Below are 21770 nucleotides of genomic sequence, written 5' to 3'. Positions count from 1 at the left end.
CAAGCAACTGCGTACGTTCCTCGACAGCCAGCATCGGCAGATCGGCAATCGCCGCCGTCGGCTCGGCGATGATCGCCGCCAGCAGGTTGCGCCAATGCTGCGCCATGCGGGCGACAGTGGTCGCGTCGAACAAGTCGGTGGCATAGGTCAGCGAGGCGCTCAGGCCGTGGCTGCCCTCGAAGGTATCCAGGGTCAGGTCGAATTGCGCACTCTGCACTTCCCAGTCAACGCTTTCCACCCGCAGCTGCGCCAGGTGCAGCGTCGACTGCTCGCCACGGGCCTGGCTCTGGTGGTTGAACATCACCTGGAACAGCGGCGTGTGGCTGAGGCTGCGCTGCGGTTGCAGGGCTTCGACCAGTTGCTCGAACGGCAGGTCCTGGTGCGCCTGGGCCTGCAGCGCCGTGTGCTTGACCCGTTGCAGCAAGGCACTGAACGCCTCGCGCGGATCGAGCTGGCAGCGGTGTACCTGGGTATTGACGAAAAAGCCGATCAGGCCTTTGGTTTCAGCGCGATTGCGGTTGGCCACCGGCACCCCGACGCGGATATCGCCCTGGCCGCTGTAGCGGTACAACAGCACTTCGAACGAGGCCAGCAGCAGCATGAACGGCGTCACCCCGCAACGCCGGGCCAGGGCCGCGAGCGCCTCGGACAGTGCCGCTGGCAAAGCCACCTCAAGCCGCGCGCCACGCGAGCTGCGCAGGCCAGGGCGTGGGTGATCAGTGGGCAGTTCCAGCAGTGCCTGATCACCTTGCAGCTGCTCGAGCCAGTAGCCCAGTTGCCGCGTCTGCTCCCCCGCCTCCATCCACGCCCGCTGCCACAAGGCGTAGTCGGCGTACTGGATCGGCAACGGCGCAAGCGCCACCTCGCGCCCTTCGCTGCAAGCGGCGTACAGCTGCACCAGCTCATCGACCATGACCTGCATCGACCAGCCATCGGAGACGATGTGATGCAGGGTCAGGGCCAGCACGTGGTCGTCGGCTGCCAGACGCAACAGCTTGAGCCGCAGCAGTGGCCCTTGGCGCAGGTCGAACGGGCGCAGGCCCTCGCGCTCGACAAATGCCTTGATCAGCGCCGTCTGATCGCCTGTCGGTAGCACATCCTCGACCTCAAGCCGTACCGGCGCCGGTGCCTGGATGATCTGCCAGGCTCCCTGCTCGTCTTCGGCAAAACAGGTGCGCAGGGTTTCGTGGCGCGCCAGCAGCGCCTCGACGCTGCGCTGCAACGCCTGCACATCGAGCGCGCCACGCAAGCGCAGGGTCACTGGCAGGTTGTAGGTGCTGCCTTCGGGCTCCATTTGCCAGATGAACCATTGCCGTTGCTGGGCATAAGACAACGGCAGCCGTGGGCAGGTCGCGCGCAGCGCCGGAATCGGCAGCTGCGCCAGGCTCATGCCACGCGCCGCGAGTTTGTCGTAGAAAGCCTTGCGTTGCGCATCCGGCAGGCGGATGAAGCGTTCAACCAGGGCGCTGTTATCCAGTGCGGTCATTCTCAGTTCGCCTCCAGTTCCGCCATAAAATCAAACATATCGCTCAAATCGTCCTCACCAGGGGCACTGACGCCGGCGGCGACTGCCTCGGCGTATTCCCCCATCGTCTGGGTGCGGAACAGCAGGTCCAGCGCCAGTTCGCCACCCAACTGCAGTTGCAATTGCGCGGTGGCCTGGGTGGCCAGCAACGAATGCCCGCCCAGTTCGAAGAAGTTGTCGCCGAGGCTGACCTGCGGCACCTTCAATACCTCCTGCCAGATCGCGGCGATCTGGCATTGCAGGGCACTGGTCGGCGCCTGGTAGGCCGCCAGCGAGCCTTGCGACTCGGGTTCTGGCAGGGCCTTGCGGTCGAGTTTGCCGTTGGGGGTCAACGGGAAGCGGTTCAGGAACACCAGGTGACTCGGCACCATGTACGCCGGCAACTGCTGCTTGAGCGCCAGCCGCACGGCATCGCGCGCTCCGGCCTGGGTGGCGGCATCGGCGTCGGCCAGGCCCGCCTCCTCGGCCAGCAGGTAAGCCACCAGTTGCGGCCCGTTGGCGCTGTCGCGGGCCACCACCACCGCCTCGCGGACCGGTGGCAGTGCCTGCAGGCGCGCCTCGATTTCACCGAGTTCGATACGGAAGCCACGGATCTTCACCTGATGGTCGATACGCCCCAGGTAATCGATCACGCCATCGTCGCGCTGGCGCACCAGGTCGCCGCTGCGATAGACCCGCGCACCGTCAGCGAACGGGTCCGGGACGAAGCGTTCGGCGGTCAGCCCCGGCCGGTCCAGATAGCCGCGGGCCACCCCGCTGCCACCCAGGTACAGCTCGCCGGGCAAGCCGACCGGCAACAGGTCGAGGTCGCTGTCGAGCACCTGCGCGCTGCGCTCGCCGATACGCGTGCCGATCGGCGCATAGGCCGCGGCGCACTGATCCTGCGGGCCGGCCTTCCAGATCAGTGGTGTCACCACAGTCTCGGTCGGGCCGTAGCCGTTGATGATGTACTGCGGGCGCAACGCCCGTTTGGCCAGTTCGAAACTGGCGTTCGGCACTGCGTCGCCGCCGAAGCAGTAAATGCGCACCGGCGGCGGGTTGCCGTCGCGCTCGGCGTGTTCGGCCAGTTGCTGCAAATACAATGGCGGGAAGGCGGCGACACTGACCTTGAACCTGCGCATCGCCTCGTAGGTGTACTGCGCCGTCCACAGGCTGTCGTCGCGGATCAGCAGACGCCCGCCATGGGTCAGGGTGGTCAGCCAGCGCTCATGGGCACCGTCGAAGGCAAACGACATGAAATGCAGTTCGCAATCGCCCGCGCTCATCTCATAACGCTCACCGATTGCCCGGCAATGCATGGCCATCGGCCCGTGCTCGACTGCCACGCCCTTGGGCTGGCCGGTGGAGCCGGAGGTGTAGATGACGTAGGCCAGGTGCTGCGGCAGCACCTGCACCTGCGGCGCATGGGTCGGCCAGCGGCTCAGGTCGAGGCTGTCGACGTTCACTACCGCCAGTTCGTCCGGCACCGGCAGCCCGGTCAGTTGCGAATGGCTGAGCAACAACACCATCGCCGAGTCGCCCATCAGGTAGGCCAGGCGCTCGGCCGGGTATTGCGGATCGAGCGGCACATAGGCGGCACCGGCCTTGTGTACGGCCAGCAAGCTGACAATCATCTGCATCGAGCGCGGCAGCGCCACGCCCACCCGCTGTTCCGCACCCACCCCTCGGGCGCGCAATTCATGCGCCAAGGCGTTGGCCTGGGCGTCCAGCTCGGCGTAGGTCATGTGCTGGTCGGCGAAGTACAGGGCCACCGCGTCGGGTGTCTTGCGCGCCCACTCGGCAATCGCCAGGTGCACCGGCTGCTGCCCTGCCCACTCGGCCGCGCACGGCTGCCAGCGGTGCAGCAACTGCTCGCGTTCGCTGTCTGGCAGCAGCTGGATCTGGCCGAGATTGCGCGGTGCCTGCTCGGCGCTCAGCTGTTCGAGCACGTGCAGCAAGTGCCGGTTGAGCTGGGCAATGGCCCGAGCGCTGAAATGCGCGAGGTTGAAGCTGTAGTGCAGGTTCAGGGTCTGCCCCAGGTTGACCGCCAGCACCAGCGGGTAGTTGGTCTGTTCGTGGTTGGCCAACAGTTCGAAATGCAAGCCGGCCGGGCTGGCCTCGGCGAGGGCCTGGGAGACCGGATAGTTCTCGAACACCAGGATGCTGTCGAACAGCGCTTGCGCGCCCTGCCCGGCCCAGCGCTGAATCTCGAACAACGGCGTGTGTTCATGTTCGCGCAGGGCCAGGTTGCTGTCCTGCACCGCCTGCAACCAGTGCTCGATACTCTGCTCGGCACGTGGGCTGGCGATCACCGGCAAGGTGTTGATGAACAGCCCCAGCTGCTGCATCGCGCCCTTTAGCTCGGCCGGACGGCCGGCCACGGTGGCGCCGAAACACGGGGTCTGCTGGCCGGTATAGCGTTGCAACAGCAACAGCCAGGCGGCCTGGAGCAAGGTGTTGAGGGTGACTTTGTGGCCGCGGGCGAACGCATTCAGGTGCTGGGTCTGCGCTGCCGTCAGGTTGACCATCAGGCTGTCGTGGGCGACGACCGCGCCCGGCTGCGCTGCCAGCGCCGTGCCGATAAAGGTGTCGGCCAGGCGGGTCGGCGATTCCAGCGCAGCCAGTTGCCGGGTCCAGAAGGCCTCGGTGACTTCACGGTCCTGAGCCTGCAGCCAGCCGATATAGTCGCGGTAACGGCCAGCGGCCTGCAGCGGTTGTTCGCCGGCGTAGCGCTGCAGCACCTCGGCGAGCAGCTGCGAGGCACTCCAGCCGTCCATGAGAATGTGGTGGCAGGTGTACAGCACGTGGTAGCGCTGTTCCTCGCTGCGCACCAGCACCAGGCGCAACAACGGTGCCTGCGCCAGATCGAAGCCTTGCTGCAGCTCTTCTGCGGCCAGCTCCGCCAGTGCCGCGTCGCGGTCGGGGCGGTCACGCCAGTCGAGCAGGCGGTACGGCAACTGCCGCTGTTTGTAGACAATCTGCAGCGGTTGCGCCAGCTCGCCCTGCCAGGTGAAGCCGGTGCGCAGGATGTCATGGGCATCCAGCGCCGCCTGCCAGGCCTGACGGAAACGCTCGGGGTCGAGGCCATCGACGTTCAGGCGCATCTGGTTGATGTAGTCGCCGGCGGCCTTTTCGTAGAGGGTGTGAAAGAGCATGCCCTGCTGCATCGGCGACAGCGGGAAGAGGTCCTCGACCTGCTCCAGTGCCAGCCCCAGGCCGTCCAGCTGACGCTGATCGAGTGCCGCCAGCGGGAAGTCGGACGGCGTCGCGCCTTGGGCGCCGGGTTGCAGGCAATGCTCGACCAGGGACTGCAGCGCCTGGGTATAGGCGTCGGCCAGGCTCTGGATGGTCGCGTCGTCGAACATGGCCCGGCTGAAGGTCCAGCCGATGCTCAGTTGCCCGCCATAGACGCTGCCATTGAGGGTCAGCCAGTTGCCCAGTGGCGCCTGGTCATTCAGTTCCTCGCCGCGTGGCTCATCGACCGGCACGAACAGCACCTGCTCACTGGCAAAGCTGCTGTCGAACTGGCCGAGGTAATTGAAGGTGATACGCGGCACTGGCAGCCCGGCCAGGGCCGAGCGGCTGGTTTCATCCCCCAGATAACGCAGGGCGGCGAAGTCCAGGCCATTGCCCGGCAAGGCCCGCAGTTGCTCCTTGATGTGTTTGATCGAGCTGCCGATGTCGGCGCTCGCGCTCAGGCGCACCGGGAACAGGCTGGTGAACCAGCCGACACTGCGGCTCAGGTCGAGGCTGTCATTGACGGCTTCGCGGCCATGCCCTTCGAGCTGAACCAGCACGTCCTGGCGCCCGCTCCAGGCGCCGATGACTTGTGCCAAGGCGGTGAGCAAAAGGTCGTTGACCTGGGTGCGGTAGGCACCCGGTGCGTCCTGCAGCAATTGCCGGGTGGTCTGGCTGTCCAGACGCGAATACAGGGTTAGCGCCTGGTTGTGCTGCAGACTGCCTTCGGCGCGCGCGACCGGCAGTTCGGCGTTGCAGCCTTGCAACTGCTGCGTCCAGTACTGCAACGCCGCTTGGCGCTCGGCGCTGCGGGCATACGCCTGCAGCTGAGCGGCCCAGTCCTTGAACGAGGTGGTCTTGGCCGGCAATACCACCGATTGCCCGGCTGCACGCTGTTGATAGGCCAGGTGCAGGTCTTCCAGCAGGATGCGCCAGGACACGCCGTCCACCACCAGGTGATGGGCGACCAGCAGCAGGCGCTGCTCGCCATTGCCCAGCGTTGCCAGCAGCGCACGCAGCAGCGGGCCCTGGGCAAGGTCGAGGCCACGTTGCAGTTCGCTGGCACGGAGCGTCAGCGCCTCGCCGTCCGCAACCTCGGCCAAGGTCAGGCTGGCCGCCTGGCCAGGCTGCGCGTGATGCGCCTGCCACTGGCCATCGACCTCGGCAAAGCGCAGGCGCAAGCCGTCGTGGTGCTCGACCAGCATATCCAGCGCCTCCTGCAGCCATGCCGGGTTCAGCGGTTCCAGGGGTTTGAGCAGCACTGACTGGTTCCAGTGCTGCCGCTCGGGGATCGCCATCTCGAAGAACGCCTGCTGGAACGGCAACAGCAAGGTTTCACCGGTCACCGGGCCCTGGTCGATCTGCGCGGTGCCGACGCCCTGCTCGGCAACACTGGCCAGCGCCCTGACCGTCTGGTGTTCGAACAGGTTTTTCGGGGTGAAACGAATCCCTTGCTGGCGCGCGCGGCTGACGACCTGGATGGAGATGATCGAGTCGCCGCCGAGTTCGAAGAAGTTGTCGTTGGCACCGACGCGTTCGACGCGCAGCACGTCCTGCCAGATTGCGGCGATCTGTTGCTCCAGCTCGGACTGTGGCGCCACGTAGGCTTGCTGGGCCTGACTGACATCGGGCCGAGGCAACGCCTTGCGTTCCAGCTTGCCGTTGGGGCTCAGCGGCAGTTTTTCGAGTAACACCCACTGGCTCGGCACCATGTAGTCCGGCAGGTGCGCTTTCAGGCGCGCCTTGAGTTGCTCGGCGTCGATACCCTCAGCGCTTGGCACCACATAGCCGACCAGCTGTTGGCTGCCGAGCAGGTCCATGGCCAGCACCACGGCCTCGCGGACTTCGGCCTGTTCGAACAACCGTGCCTCGATCTCGCCCAGCTCGATACGCAGACCACGGATCTTCACCTGATGGTCGATGCGCCCGGCGTATTCGATCACCCCGTCAGGGCGATAGCGCGCCAGGTCACCGGTGCGATACAGGCGTTCGCCGTTGCCGAACGGGCTGACCATGAAGCGTTCGGCAGTAAGACCGGGGCGACGGTGGTAACCACGGGCCAGGCCTTCACCGCCCAGGTACAGCTCACCGATGACGCCGGCCGGGACCGGGCCCAGCTCAGGGTCGAGAATATAGGTGGCCAGATTGGCAATCGGCTGACCGATCGGCACCGTGTCGCTGCTCTCTTCGCGGCAGGTCCAGTGGGTGACGTCGATGGCGGCTTCGGTCGGACCATAGAGGTTGTACAGCCTGGCCTGCGGCAGTTTGGCGAACACCTGCTGCTGGGCATCGACCTGCAAGGCTTCGCCACTGCAGATGATGCGCTTGAGGCTGCGCGCCTCATGCACCCGCTCATCGAGCAGGAACACCTGCAGCATCGACGGCACAAAGTGCAGCGTGCTGACCTGATGCAGCTCGATCAGTTGCAGCAGGCGCGCCGGATCACGGTGCTCACCCGGCCCGGCAATCGCCAGGCGCGCGCCAGTCATCAACGGCCAGAAGAACTCCCACACCGACACGTCGAAGCTGAACGGGGTTTTCTGTAGCACGGTGTCACTGGCGTCCAGCGCATAAGCTTCCTGCATCCAGCACAGGCGGTTGGTCAGTGCCGAATGACGGTTGCCCGCACCCTTCGGTTTGCCGGTGGAACCCGAGGTGTAGATCACGTAGGCGAGGTTTTCCTCGGCCACGTCCACCTCCGGGTTATGTGTCGGGTAGCCGCTCAGGTCCTGTTCCAGCAGCAAGACTTCGACCGAAGCCGGAACCGGCAGTTGCTCATGCAGATGTTGCTGAGTCAGCAGCAGATGGATGCCGCTGTCCTCGATCATGTAGCTCAAGCGCTCTTGCGGGTATTCCGGATCGAGCGGCACATAGGCGCCACCGGCCTTGAGCACCGCGAGCAGGCCGATGACCATCTCCAGACTGCGCTCGGCGGCGATGCCGACCAGCACATCCGGGCCCACACCGATTTCGATCAGGCGATGGGCCAGGCGGTTAGCCTGGGCATTGAGTTCGGCATAGCTCAGTTGTTGCCCGCCGAACAGCAAAGCAATGGCTTGTGGCGCCCGCTCGACCTGTTGCTCGATCAGCGCCTGCACCGACTGCTGCAATGGATACGCACGCTCAGTGGCGTTCCAGCCTTCAAGCAACTGCCCACGCTCCTCGGCAGCCAGCATCGACAGGTCCATCACCCGCGCCTGCGGATCTTCCACCAGCGCCAGCAACAGTCGCTGCAGATGCCCGTGCAGCGTGGTGATCGCCGCCGCGCTGAATTGCGGCGCGGTATAGCGGTAATGCAGGCTCAGGGTATCGGCCAGGTTCACCGACAAGGCCAATGGATAATTGGTCTGTTCGCGGTTGTGCACCTGCGCGAAACGCAGCCCCGCTGGCGCCTGCTGCAAGGCTTCGGAAACCGGGTAGTTCTCGAACACCAGCAAGGTGTCGAACAGCGCTTCCGAGCCCTGCCCGGTCAGGCGCTGGATATCCGCCAGTGGCGTGTGCTCGTACTCGCGCAAGGCCAGGTTGTGCGCTTGCAGCACCCGCAACCAGTCGCCGACCTGGCTGCGCCCCGGCACCGAGGCAATGACCGGCAGGGTATTGATGAACAGGCCGATCTGTTGCTCTACGCCCTTGAGCTCGACCGGGCGACCGGCCACGGTGGCTCCGAAGGCCACGCAGTCCTGGCCGGTATAGCGTTGCAACAGCAGCAACCAGGCCGCCTGCACCAGGGTGTTGACGGTGACTTTCTGCTGCCGCGCGAAGGCCGCCAGGCGCTCGGTCTGACGGGCCTCCAGGGCCTGGCTGAATTCGCCCTGAGCCGCCGCCACGCCGGCCACCCGCGGTACTGCCTGGGCGAGGAGCGCTGGCTGCTGCAAGGCGCTCAGTTGTTGCGTCCAGAAAGCATTGCCGGCCTGCCGGTCCTGGCGTTGCAGCCAGGCGATGTAATCGCGGTAGCGCCCACTGCCGACGTTCGGTGCGAGGCCGGCGTATCGCTGCAGCACTTCGCCGAGCAATTGGGTGTTGCTCCAGCCATCCATCAGCATGTGGTGATGGGTGTAGATCAGGTGATGGCGGCGGTCATCCACGCGCACCACCACCAGGCGCACCAGCGGCGCCCGGTCCATCTCGAAACCGGCGGCCAGTTCGCTGGCGGCGAGCGCATCGAGGGCGGCCTGCGAGGCATCGCGCTCTCGCCAGTCGAGGCTGCTGAACGGTATGCGCACCTGGCGCCACACCACTTGCACCGGCTGTTCGAGGCCTTCCCAGATAAAGCCGGTACGCAGCATGCCATGGGCCTGCGCGGCGTCCTGCCAGGCCTGGGCGAAACGCCCGGGATCGAGCCCTTCGACGTCCAGGCGCATCTGGTTGAGGTAGTCGGCGCTGCCCTGCTCGTAGAGGCTGTGGAACAGCATGCCGTGCTGCATCGGCGCCAGCGGATAGAGGTCTTCCAGTTGCTCGGCCGCAACCGGCAAGCGATCCAGCTGCTGCTGAGTCAACCCGGCCAGCGGGAAGTCCGACGGCGTCACGCCCCGCGACGCCGGTTGCAGGCAGTGCTCGACCAGCAGCCGCAGTTCACTGGCGTAATCGTCTGCCAGAGCCTGGAGGATGGTTGGATCGAACTGCTGGCGGCTGAAGGTCCAGGTCATGTCCAGCTCGCCGGCAAACACCTGGCCGTTGAGGCTCAGGTCATTGCCCAGCGGCGCTTCAAGGCTCTGCTCGGCCCCGGCATTTTCACCGCTGGGCACGAACAGGCTGTCGCCCTGGGCCTGGAAACTGCTGTCGAACTGGCCCAGGTAGTTGAAGGTGATACGCGGCATCGGCAAGGCCGCCAGCCGCTGGCGCACCGGCTCTTCACCCAGGTAACGCAAGGCGGCGAAGCCACTGCCTTTGTTCGGCACCGCGCGCAGTTGCTCCTTGATGCCTTTGATCGATGCCGCCAGGTCCGCTGCCGGGGTCAACTTGAGCGGGTACAGGCTGGTGAACCAGCCGACGGTGCGGGTCAGGTCGATGTCGTCGAACAGCGCCTCGCGGCCATGACCTTCCAACTGCACCGGCGCCGATTCGGCACCGGTCCAGCGCGTGATCACCCGCGCCAGGGCGGTCAGCAGCAGGTCGTTGACCTGGGTGCGATAGGCCGCTGGCGCGTCCTGCAGCAACTGGCGGGTCAGCTCGCGGTCGAGGCGGGTATGCACGCTGGCCGCCTGTTGGTACTGGCGCCCGGCGCTGGCATCGGCGCCCGGCAGCACCTCGGCGGCGCCTGCAAGCTGTTCACACCAGTAGGCCAGTTCTTGCGCTGGCAGCACGTCGCGAGCCTGGGCCTGCAAACGCTCGGCCCAGACTTTGACCGACGTGGTCCTGGCCGGCAGCGCGGGCGCACGCCCGTGCTGAAGCTGCTGATAAAGGCCCTGCAAGTCTTCCAGCAGGACCCGCCAGGACACGCCGTCCACCGCCAGGTGATGGATCACCAGCAACAGGCGTTGTTCGCCATCGGCCAGGGTCGCCAGCACCGCGCGCAGCAGCGGACCGTTCTGCAGGTTGAGGCTGGCCTGGGCTTCGTTGCCCAGCGCCTGCAACTCGGCGATATCGTTCAGTTGCGCCTGCCACAGCACTGGTTGCTCGCTCGACAGCGGCGCGAACTGCGCCTGCCATTGGCCGTCCTGCTCGGTAAAGCGCAGGCGCAGGGCATCGTGGTGCGCCAGCACGGCCTGCAACGCCTGTTCCAGCATGTCGGCCTGCAACGCTTGCAGCGGCTTGAGCAACACCGACTGGTTCCAGTGGTGACGCTCGGGGATGTCGGTGTCGAAAAAAGCGGCCTGCAACGGCAGCAGCAAAGCGCTGCCGCTGGCTGGCGCCTGGTCGATGCCAGCGCCCTCCTCGCCCATCCGCGCGACACTGGCCAGCCCTTGCACGGTCTGATACTCGAACAGCTCTTTGGGGCTGAAGCGGATCCCCGCCTGTCGCGCGCGGCTGACCACCTGCATCGAGACGATCGAGTCGCCACCGAGTTCGAAGAAGTTGTCGCTCAGGCCGACCCGCTCCAGCTTCAGCACGTCTTGCCAGATCGCGGCGATGCGTTGTTCCAGTTCGCTTTGTGGCGCCACATAAGTGTGTTGCACCTGGCTGGCGTCCGGCGCTGGCAAAGCCTTGCGATCGAGCTTGCCGTTGGGGGTCAGCGGCAAGGCGTCGAGGAACAGGATATGTGCCGGGACCATGTAGTCAGGCAAAGTTGTGCGTAGCGCCGTGCGAAGGCTTTCGCGCAGGCGCGGTTGCTCGTCAGCTGCCGGTACGCCGTCACGCGGCACCACATAACCGACCAGCTGTTGACCACTGGCGCCTTCCACTGCCAGCAGCACACCCTCGCGTACTTCCGGCTGCTGCAACAGGCGCGCCTCGATTTCACCCAGCTCGATCCGGAAACCACGGATCTTCACCTGATGGTCGATGCGCCCGACGTATTCGATCACCCCGTCCGGGCGATAACGGGTCAGATCACCGGTGCGGTACAGGCGCTCACCCGCGCCGCCGAACGGGTTGGGCACGAACTTCTCCGCCGTCAGCCCCGGACGGAACAGGTAGCCGCGAGTAATGCCTTCGCCCGCCAGATACAGCTCACCGGCCACGCCTTGTGGCACCGGCTGCAGCTGGCCATCGAGGATATAGCTGCTGGTGTTGCAAATCGGTCGACCAATATTGGCCCGGCCGCCTGCGGTGCGGCGGGTCCAGGTCGAGTAAGTGGTGTCTTCCGACGGGCCGTACAGGTCGTAGACGTGTTCGACGCTCGGCGAGGCATACAGGGCATCGACCAGCCCCTGCTTCAGCGGCTCGCCAGCCATGTTGATGATGCGCACACCCGGCGGAATCTGCCCGGCGCGCTGCAAGGCGGTGACCGCCGACGGCACGCCGTTGATCAGGCGCACCTGGTCACGCGCGGCCAGCTCCGGTAGCTCCAGAGCATTACGCGCCAGCACGATCGAACCGCCGCTGGCCAGGGTGACGAAAATCTCCCAGACCGACAGGTCGAAGCACACCGAGGTCGACGCCAGCACCCCTTGCAGATCGGCCTGGCTATAAACCTGCTGGCTCCAGTGGATCAGTGCCAGCACGTTGCGATGAGCGATGGCCACGCCCTTGGGCTTGCCGGTGGAGCCGGAGGTGTAGATCACATAGGCCAGATTGTCGGCGGCGGCGCGCGGAGGCAGGTCATCGTCAGCATAGGCTTCCAGCCCCTGCCCTTGCGGATCGACCAGCAGCACCTGAGCCTGACTCGGCGGCAGCGCATCGACCAGCGCCGCCTGGGTCAGGAGGATCCGTGCCTGGCTGTCTTCGAGCATGTAAGCCACGCGTTCGGCCGGGTAATCCGGGTCCAGCGGCACATAGGCGCCGCCCGCCTTGAGCACCGCCAGCAAGGCGACGATCATTTCGCTGCTGCGCTCCATGGCCACGCCAACCCGCACCTCCGGGCCGACGCCGAGGCTGACCAGCTGGCGGGCCAGGCGGTTGGACCAGGCGTTGAGTTCGGCATAAGTGAAAGTGCGGGTACCGGCAGTCAAAGCTAGCGCCTGCGGCTGCGCAGCCGCTTGCGCCTGGATCGCGGCCGGAATGCTGCTCTGGGTGTCATAGGCCGAATAGTCGGCGTTCCACTCCACGCAGATTTGCTGCTGCTCGGCAGGCGACAGCAACGGCAGTTCGGCAATCGCCGATGCCGGGTTGGCGACGATGCCTTCGAGCAAACACAGCCAGTGCCCGGCCATGCGCTCAATCGTGGCGGCCTCGAACAGATCGCAGGCATACACCAGCACGGCGCTGAAACCATCGCGCTGATCGTAGGTTTCCAGGGTCAGGTCCAGTTGCGCGGTGTGGTTGTCCAGCTCCAGCCCTTGGACCTGCAACCCGGCCAGCGGGTGAATCGCTGACGGGCCACTGGCGTTCTGGTGGTTGTACATGACCTGGAACAGCGGGTTGTGGCTGAGGCTGCGCTCCGGCTGCAGGGCCTCGACCAGTTGCTCGTAGGGCAAGTCCTGATGGGCCTGGGCGCCCAGCGCCGCCAGCTCGACCTGGCGCAGCAGGTCGCGGAACGACTGCTCGCCGCTGAGCTCGGCACGCAGGATCTGGGTGTTGACGAACAGGCCGATCAGGCGCTCGGTTTCCAGGCGGTTGCGGTTGGCCGTCGGCACGCCGACGCGGATGTCGCGCTGGCCGCTGTAGCGATGCAGCAACACCTGGAACGACGCCAGCAGGAGCATGAACGGCGTCACTCCCTCGCGTTGTGCAAGTTCTCGCACTGCAGTGCCCAGTGCTGCGCTGATCGGCACATTGAAGCGCGCGCCGCGATAGCTCTGGCGCAACGGCCGCGGATGATCGGTGGGCAACTCCAGTACTGGCTGGGTAGCGCCAAGCGCCTCGGTCCAGTAAGCCAGTTGGCGCTCACGCTCGCCGGAGGCCATCCACTCGCGCTGCCAGCGGGCATAGTCGCTGTACTGGATCGGCAGCGGCGGCAACTGCGCGTCCTGGCCCTGGCTGATGGCCGCATACAGCGCCAGCAGTTCCTCGACCAGCAAGGTCATCGACCAGCCATCGCTGATCACATGGTGCAGGGTCATCAGCAGCAAATGATCATCGGCGCCGAAGCGCACCAGCCGCACCCGCCACAGCGGGCCGGCGGCGAGGTCGAACGGTTGCGCCAGCTCGGCGGCAATACACTGTTCGGCGGCAGCCTGGCGCTGCGCTTCGGGCAGCGGGCGTTGCTCCAGGTGCAGAATCGCCTGGGCGCCTTCGTCCAGCCCTTGTTGCAAGCTGTCGCCGATCTCGATGAAGGTCGTGCGCAGACTCGCCTGGCGTTCGGTCAGGGCGCTCAGGCTGCGCTGCAGCGCCTCGACTTGCAACGGCCCGCGCAGGCGCAGCGCCGCCGGAATGTTGTAGGCACACCCCTGTGGCTCCAGCTGCCAGAGGAACCACTGGCGCTGCTGGGCGAAAGACACCGGCGCCGGCCCGCTGTCGCTGGCGGCAACGATCGGCAGCCGGGCGACACTGATGCCCATCTGCTGCAGGCGGGTGAACAGTTGCTGGCGCTTGTCGCTGTCCAGGCCCTTGATGCGGGCGAGCAGTTCCTCGGTGCGTGCGGGGCTGTGCTTAAGCATTGTTTTCCTCCAGTTCGTCGAGCGCGCCGAAAATCAGGTCGAGCTCCGCCCCCAGGCCGTCATCGGACGTGGTGCTGTGTAAGTAGGTAGCCAGGTCTTCGAAGCGGCGAAGGCCCTGGAAATCCTTGAGTTGCATATCCGTAGCGAAGGCCGAGCGCAGCCGTGACTGCAGCATCACCAACTGCAGCGAATGCCCGCCCAGTTCGAAGAAGTCGTCGTCCAGGCCAACGCGCTGCACCTGCAGCACTTCCTCCCAGATCGCTGCCAGTTGCTGTTCCAGTGCGCTTTGCGGTGCGCGGTAGGCGGCCGGGTCGCGGCCACTGCCAGGCTGCGGCAGGGCTTTGCGGTCGAGTTTGCCGTTGGGGGTCAGCGGCAGCTGCGCCAGGCGCAGCAGTTGTGCGGGCACCATGTATTCGGGCAGGCGTTGACGCAGCGCGGCCTTGAGCGCATCGAGCGACAGTGCTTGATCGTCGCTGACCACATAGCCGAGCAGCTGCTGTTCGACTGCCAGCACCACCGCCTCGCGCACGCCGGGCTGGGCCAGCAGGCAGGTTTCGATCTCACCCAGTTCGATACGGAAGCCGCGCAGCTTGACCTGATGGTCGATGCGCCCGACGTACTCCAGCACGCCATCCTCGCGATAGCGGGTCAGGTCGCCACTGCGGTACATCCGCTCGCCGTCAGTGGCGAACGGGTTGGGCACGAAGCGCTCGGCAGTCAGCCCCGGGCGCAGCAGGTAGCCGCGAGTGATGCCGGCGCCGGCCAGGTACAGCTCCCCCGCCAGGCCCTGGGGCAGCGGTTGCAGCTGAGCGTCGAGTACGTACCCCGCGGTATTCGCCAGCGGCCGGCCGATCGCCGCGCGACCGCCCGCCTCGCGCCGGGTCCAGGTCGAGTAGGTGGTGTCTTCCGACGGCCCGTACAGGTCGTAGACGTGACGGATCGACGGCAGCTGGTACAGGGTGTCCACCAGCGTCTGCTTCAGCGGTTCGCCGGCCAGGTTGATGATGCGCACGCCGTCCGGAATCTGTCCGGCGCGCGCCAGGGCATTGATCGCCGACGGCACAGTATTGATCAGCCGCACCAGATGGCGTGCCGGCAGCTCCGGCAGCGCCAGGGCGTTGCGCGCCATCACCAGCGAACCACCGCAGGCCAGGGTCACGAACAACTCCCACACCGACAGGTCGAAGCACACCGAGGTCGAGGCCAGCACCCCTTGCAGCGCGTCCTGGCTGTAGACCTCCTGGGTCCACTGGATCAGCGCCAGGACGTTGCGGTGGGCGATGGCCACGCCCTTGGGCTTGCCGGTGGAACCGGAGGTGTAGATCACGTACGCCAGGTTCTGCGCGCACACCCGGGTCTCGGGGTTGTGCTGCGGGTAGTCCTCGAACTGGTCGGCATACACGGTCTGCACACCCGCCTGGACCTCAAGCACCTGCGCCAGGGTCAGCAATACCTTGGCCTGGCTGTCTTCGAGCATGTAGGCCACACGCTCGGCCGGGTAGTCCGGGTCCAGCGGCACATAGGTGCCCCCGGCCTTGAGCACCGCCAGCAGCGCGGTCAACAGCTGCACCGAGCGCGGCAAGGCGACACCGACGCGCACCTCCGGCCCGACACCCAGTTCGATCAGGCGATGGGCCAACTGGTTGGCGCGGGCATTGATCTGCTGGTAGCTGAAGTGCTGCTCGCCATCGATCAGCGCCAGGGCGTCAGGGTTGGCCGCCGCGCGCCGTTCGATCTGCTGGTGGATGCAGCGCTCCAGCGGGTAGTCGAGGGCCGTGCGATTCCACTCGAGCAACTGTTGCTGGCGCGCCGCCGCACCAATCAGGTCGAGTTCGCCCACCGGCATTTCCGGGTTGGCGGACATCTGTTCCAGCAAGCCCAGCAACTGCTCGCCGAGCTGCTCGACGCTGCGCGCGTCGAAGGCATTGCGTGCATAACTGAACTGCAGGTTGAGGGTGCTGCCGAGGGTGATCAGCACAGTCAGCGGGAAATGTGTCTGCTCGCTGTTGCGCACCTGACCGAACACCAGCCCCTCGGGCGCGCCTTGGTCCAAGGCGTCGGACAGCGGGTAGTTCTCGAACACCAGAATGCTGTCGAACAACGCCTCGCCGGCATGCCCGGCCCAGCGCTGGATATCCGCCAACGGCGTGTGCTCGTGCTCGCGCAAGGCCAGGTTCTCGGCCTGTACGGCCTGCAGCCACTGGCGCACCGGCAGCAGCGGCGCAGCGCCGGCAATCACCGGCAGGGTATTGATGAACAGGCCGATCTGCTGTTCGACCCCGGGCAGGTCGGCCGGGCGTCCGGCCACGGTGGCACCGAAACAGACCTGCTGCTGGCCGCTATAGCGCTGCAGCAACAGCAACCAGGCTGCCTGCACCAGGGTGTTGAGAGTGACCTTCTGCTCGCGGGCGAAGCTGTTCAGGCGCTGGGTGGCGGCTGCGTCCAGGCTACGGTAATGATCACCGTGGCCACTGCCTTGAACCCGGGTGGCGATAGTCGGTGCCAGCAAGGTCGGGGCATCGAGCCGCGCCAGGCGCTCACGCCAGAACGCCTGGTCGCGGCTCGCGTCCTGGCGTTGCAGCCAGCCGATGTAGTCGCGGTAGCGCCCTGGCTGGGCGGTCGGCGTCTGACCGCTATAGCGCTGCAGCACTTCACCGAGCAACTGCGAGTTGCTCCAGCCATCCATCAGCACATGGTGATGGGTGTAGATCAGCTGATAGCGCGCGTCACCGGTACGCACCAGCAGCACCCGCAGCAACGGTGCGCGCAGCAGCTCGAAACCACGACCGCGCTCCTCTTCGGCCAACGCCTGCAGCGCCGTTTCCTCGGCTGCGTGTGCGCGCCAGTCATGACAGGCGAACGGCAGTTCGGCGTGTTTGTAGACCACCTGCACCGGCTGATCGAGCGCACCCTGCCAGATGAAACCGCTGCGCAGGATGTCGTGCGCGTCCAGGGTGGCTTGCCAGGCGGCGCGGAAACGTTGCGGATCGAGCCCGTCGATCTGCACCTGCAGCTGGTTGATGTAGCTGCCCGCGCCCTGCTCGACCAGGCCATGGAACAACAGGCCCTGCTGCATTGGCGATAGGCCGTAGAGATCGTCCAGTTCGGCCAGCGCTACCGGCAAGGCATCCAGGCCGGCCTGGTCGATCCGCGCCAGGGGGAAATCCGACGGCGTCGCCTGCACTGTGGTCTGGCTGCAGCAGTGCTCGACCAGCGCCCGTAGTTCCTGTTCATAGGCGCTGGCCAGCGCGGCGATGGTCGAGTGCTGGAACATCTGCTCGCTGAAGCCCCAGCGCAGCGCCAGTTCACCGGCATATACCTGCCCTTCCAGGGTCAGCCAGTTGCCCAGCGGCGCCTGCTCGTGCTGGGCCTTGCCGCTGCTTTCGGGCGCTGGCGCCCACAGCGCCTGCTCATCGAATTCGCGATCGAACTGGCCGAGGTAGTTGAAGGTGATACGCGGCGCAGCCAGGCTCGCCAGACGTTCGCGCACCGACGGCGCGCCGAGGTGGCGCAACAGGCCGAAGCCCAGGCCGCGTGCCGGCACCGCGCGCAGTTGTTCCTTGATGGCCTTGAGCGAATCGCCCAGCCCTTCGCACGGCGTCAGGCGTAGTGGGAACAGGGTGGTGAACCAGCCCACGGTGCGCGACAGGTCGATGTCGTCGAACACCTCTTCGCGACCATGCCCCTCCAGCTCGATCAGCGCCGCGTGTTGTCCGCTCCAGCGCGCGATCACCCGCGCCAGCGCGGTCAGCAGCAGGTCATTGACCTGGGTACGGTAGGCGGCCGGGGCCACCTGCAGCAGTTGGCGGGTCAGGTCGGCGTCAAAACGGCTCTCCAGGGTACGCCCGCAACGGTTGCTCAGATCGCCCTGGCGATTGTCCACTGGCAGCGTGTCGGCCAGGGTCTGGGCCTGCCAGAAGTCCAGCTCGGCTTCATGCGCATCCGCCAGTGCCGGCAAACGTGCGGCCCAGGTCTGCCAGGCGCTGGTCTTGGCCGGCAGGACTTGCTGACGGTAAGCCTGTTGCAGGTCTTCCAGGAGGATGCGCCAGGACACGCCATCGACCACCAGGTGATGGATAACCAGCAACAGGCGCTGGCTGCCATCGTCCAGGTTCACCAATACGGCGCGCAGCAACGGGCCACGGCTCAGGTCGAGACTGCGCTGAACCTCGTCGCACAGGGCTGCCAAGGCGTCGCTATCACGGACGTTCCGAACGTCAAAGCAGGCCGCATCGACGCCATCGGCATGGTATTGCTGCCAGCCCTCGGCGCCGTGTTCGAAACGCAGGCGCAGGGCGTCGTGCTGGCGCACCAGCTTGAGCACGGCTTCACGCAGCATGGCCGCATCAAGCGGCTGGCGTGGTGTCAGCAGCAACGACTGGTTCCAGTGACCGCGCACGGCCATGGTCTGCTCGAAGAAGGCCTGCTGGATCGGCGTCAACAACACCGCACCACTGACCTGCCCCTGCTCGGCTTTAACCTGAGCACCCTGCCCGACCACCGTGGCCAGGCTGCGCACGCTCTGGTACTGGAACAGGTCTCGCGGATTGAACTGCAAACCGGCCTGCCGCGCCCGGCTGACCACCTGGATGGCGATGATCGAATCACCACCCAACTCGAAGAAGTTGTCATCCACACCGACCTGCTCGACACCCAGCACCGCCTGCCAGATCGCCGCCAGTTGCTGTTGCACGCCGGTCTGCGGCGCCACATAGGCCGCCTGCGCGACGGCATCCGGCTGCGGCAGGGCCTTGCGGTCGAGCTTGCCGTTGGGGGTCAGCGGCAGCCGTTCCAGCGCCAGCAAATGGGTCGGCAACATGAACTCGGGCAAGGCCAGCAGCAACCAGTCTTTGAGCTGCTGTTGCCAGTCTGCCGGGGCTTGATTGAGCACCAGGTAGCTGACCAGCTGCTTGCCGTTGTGGGCCAGCACCACCGCCTCGCGCACCAGCGCGTGCTGGGCCAGGCGCGCTTCGATCTCACCGAGTTCGATGCGCAGACCACGAATTTTCACCTGGTGGTCGAAGCGCCCCAGGTACTCGATCACCCCGTCTTCACGCTGACGCACGCGGTCGCCGGTACGGTACAGGCGCTCGCCACTGCCTAGCGGGTCCACCACAAAGCGCTCGGCGGTCAACGCCGGACGCCGGTGATAACCGCGCGCCAGGCCCTGCCCGCCGAGGTACAGCTCCCCAGAAACCCCTGGCGGCACCGGCATCAGGCTGGCATCGAGGACATAGGTGCGCAGGTTGGCGATCGGCAGGCCGATTGGCACGCTGTCGCGGTCTTCGTCGACACAGGTCCAGTGGCTGACGTCGATGGCCGCTTCGGTCGGCCCGTACAAATTGTAGAGCCGCGCTTGCGGCAGCTTGGTGAACACCTGTTGCTGGGCATCGAGCGGCAGCGCCTCGCCACTGCAGACGATACGTTGCAAGCCACGGCAGGCCTCGACGCCCGCTTCATGAATGAAGGCCTGGAGCATCGACGGCACAAAATGCAGGGTGCTGACGTTGAAGCGCTGAATGGTCGCGATCAGGCGGGCCGGTTCACGGTGCTCACCCGGCGCCGCCAGGGCCAGGCGCGCGCCGGTCAACAGCGGCCAGAAGAACTCCCACACCGAGACGTCGAAGCTGAACGGGGTCTTCTGCAAGACCGTGTCGCTGACATCGAGGGCATAGGCCTGCTGCATCCACAGCAGGCGATTGACCAGCGCCGCATGGCTGTTGCCCGCGCCCTTGGGACGGCCGGTGGAACCGGAGGTGTAGATGACATAGGCCAGTTGCTGCGGGTCGACCGTCACGGCCGGGTTGCTGTCGGCAAAGCCCTGCCCGTCCAGGCAGTCGAGCGACAGAACGCGCACCGCCTGCAGCGGCAGGCGCTCAAGCAGTGCCGACTGCGTCAGTACCAGCGCCACGCCACTGTCTTCGACCATATAAGCCAGGCGCTCGGCCGGATAATCCGGATCGAACGGCACATAGGCGGCGCCGGCCTTGAGGATTGCCAGCAATCCCACGACCATCTCCAGCGAACGCTCCATGGCGATACCGACCAGGCTGTCCGGCCCGACGCCCTCGGCCAGCAACTGGTGGGCCAGGCGGTTGGCGCGCAGGTTCAGTTCGCGGTAGCTCAGCTGCTGCTCGGCAAACAACAGCGCCGTGGCTTCGGGCGTGCGCTCGACCTGGGCTTCGATCAGCTGGTGCAAGGGCTGCTGCAGCGGGTAGTCGACGCCGGTGTTGTTCCAGTCGACAACCCACTGCTGGTGCTCGGCCGCCGACAGCATCGGCAACTGCTCCAGGCGCTGTTGCGGATCAGCGAGCATGCCGCGCAGCAGCGCCAGCCAATGGCGGCCCATGCGCTCGATGGTGCCGGCGTCGAACAGGTCAGTGGCATAGGTCAGTGCCGCACGTAACTGACCGCCCTGCTCGTAGGTGTCCAGGCTCAGGTCGAACTGGGTGGTGCGGCTCTGCCAGTCCAGCGGGCTCAGTTGCAAGCCGTCAGCCAGGGTCAGGCCGGTGATGTCGGCGACCTGCGGCTGGTGGTTGTACATCACCTGGAACAGCGGGCTATGGTTGAGGCTGCGCTCGATAGCGAAGGCTTCGACCAGTTGTTCGAACGGCAGGTCCTGATGCGACTGGGCGCCCAGGGCGGCGTCCTTGACCTGGTCCAATAGCTGGCTGACGCTCATCTGCGGGTCGAGCTGGCAACGCAATACCTGGGTGTTGACGAAAAAGCCGATCAGGCCTTCCACCTCGCGGCGGTTGCGGTTGGCGATCGGCACGCCGATGCGCAGGTCGCCCTGGCCACTGTAGCGCAGCAGCAGCACCTGGAACCCCGCCAGCAGGAGCATGAACAGGGTCACGCCCTGGGCCCGTGCCAAAGCATTGAGCTCGGCGGCCAAGGCAGTATCGACGGTGAACGCATGGCGCCGCCCGCGATAGCTGGGCAGCGCCGGGCGTGGGTGATCCAGCGGCAGTTCCAGCGGCGGATGCTCCTCGCCCAGTTGCGCGCGCCAGTAGTCCAGTTGCCGCTGCTTTTCCCCGGCCTCCAGCCAGCAGCGCTGCCACAGGGCATAGTCGCTGTACTGGATCGGCAGCGCACCCAGCTGCGCCTCACGCCCCTGTTGATGGGCAATGTACAGGCGGCTGAATTCCTCGATCAGCACATTCATCGACCAGCCATCAGAGACGATGTGGTGCAAGGTCAGCAGCAACACATGCTCGTCGTCGGCCAGGCGCAGCAGATGAATGCGCAACAGCGGCCCGGCCGCCAGATCGAACGCCTGCAACGACTGCTGTTCGGCCAACGCGCGCACGCGCTGCTCGCGTTCGGCAACCGCCAAGGCGCTCAGGTCGTGGTGCTCGACCTGCGGCCAGTGCGGCGCCGGCGCCTGCCCAAGGCGATCGTCGGCGTGCTGAACGAACACCGTACGCAAGGTTTCATGACGCTGCACCAGGCTGGCAAAGGCCCGCTCCAGCGCCCGGACATCCAGCGCGCCCTGCAGGCGTACGGCGCTGGGCAGGTTGTAGGCACCACTGTGCGGCTCAAGCTGCCACAACACCCACATGCGCTGCTGGGCATAGGACAGCCCCGCGCGCTCGGGCACATCGACCTGATCGGGAATCGGGAACTGGGCGAAGTCGACCCCTTCACGGGCCAGGCCCTGGAGAAAGATGCGGCGCTTTTCCAACGGCAACTCTATGAATCGGCGGGCAAGCTTGCGGGCATCTTCGGCATTCATCGACTTTCATCCATCCAGGGGAACAACGAGCCTGCAGGCCCGGTAGTCAAAGAAAAACGGATGAACGCAAATGAAAATTAACGACGACAGGCATATCGCTCAGCATCTCTGAAACATTTACTTTCAACTAAGGCTGCGGGTTTTACGATTCTCATTC

At 65.9% G+C, this 21770-nt stretch carries 3 protein-coding genes; all 3 read right to left on the bottom strand.

Features of this window, described 5'->3' with window-relative positions; translation table 11 throughout:
- Positions 1–1486, bottom strand: a 1486-nt coding sequence (locus AC07OF_RS24465; RefSeq protein ID WP_495073596.1) for a condensation domain-containing protein, incomplete at its 3' end; no start/stop codon positions are given.
- 2 nt (positions 1487–1488) lie between these two features.
- Positions 1489–13878, bottom strand: coding sequence for a non-ribosomal peptide synthase/polyketide synthase (locus tag AC07OF_RS24460; RefSeq protein WP_495073595.1), 12390 nt, complete (start codon positions 13876–13878; stop codon positions 1489–1491).
- The gene (locus AC07OF_RS24455; protein ID WP_495073594.1) at positions 13871–21613 is read right to left on the bottom strand and encodes an amino acid adenylation domain-containing protein; all 7743 of its coding nucleotides are present in this window, start codon (positions 21611–21613) and stop codon (positions 13871–13873) included. Before AC07OF_RS24455 ends, AC07OF_RS24460 begins: the two co-directional genes overlap by 8 nt.
- Between the last annotated feature and the right edge of the window lie 157 nt (positions 21614–21770).

This window comes from Pseudomonas sp. GW821-FHT10B02 (genome assembly GCF_059415665.1).
Note: the sequence above shows the minus strand (reverse complement) of the source record. Positions and strands in the feature narration are given on the sequence as shown.

What these genes read in the sequence shown, in the direction of transcription:
- AC07OF_RS24460 (WP_495073595.1), bottom strand. Translation starts at nt 13,878, where the DNA reads ATGCTTAAGCACAGCCCCGCACGCACCGAGGAACTGCTCGCCCGCATC.
- AC07OF_RS24455 (WP_495073594.1), bottom strand. Translation starts at nt 21,613, where the DNA reads ATGAATGCCGAAGATGCCCGCAAGCTTGCCCGCCGATTCATAGAGTTG.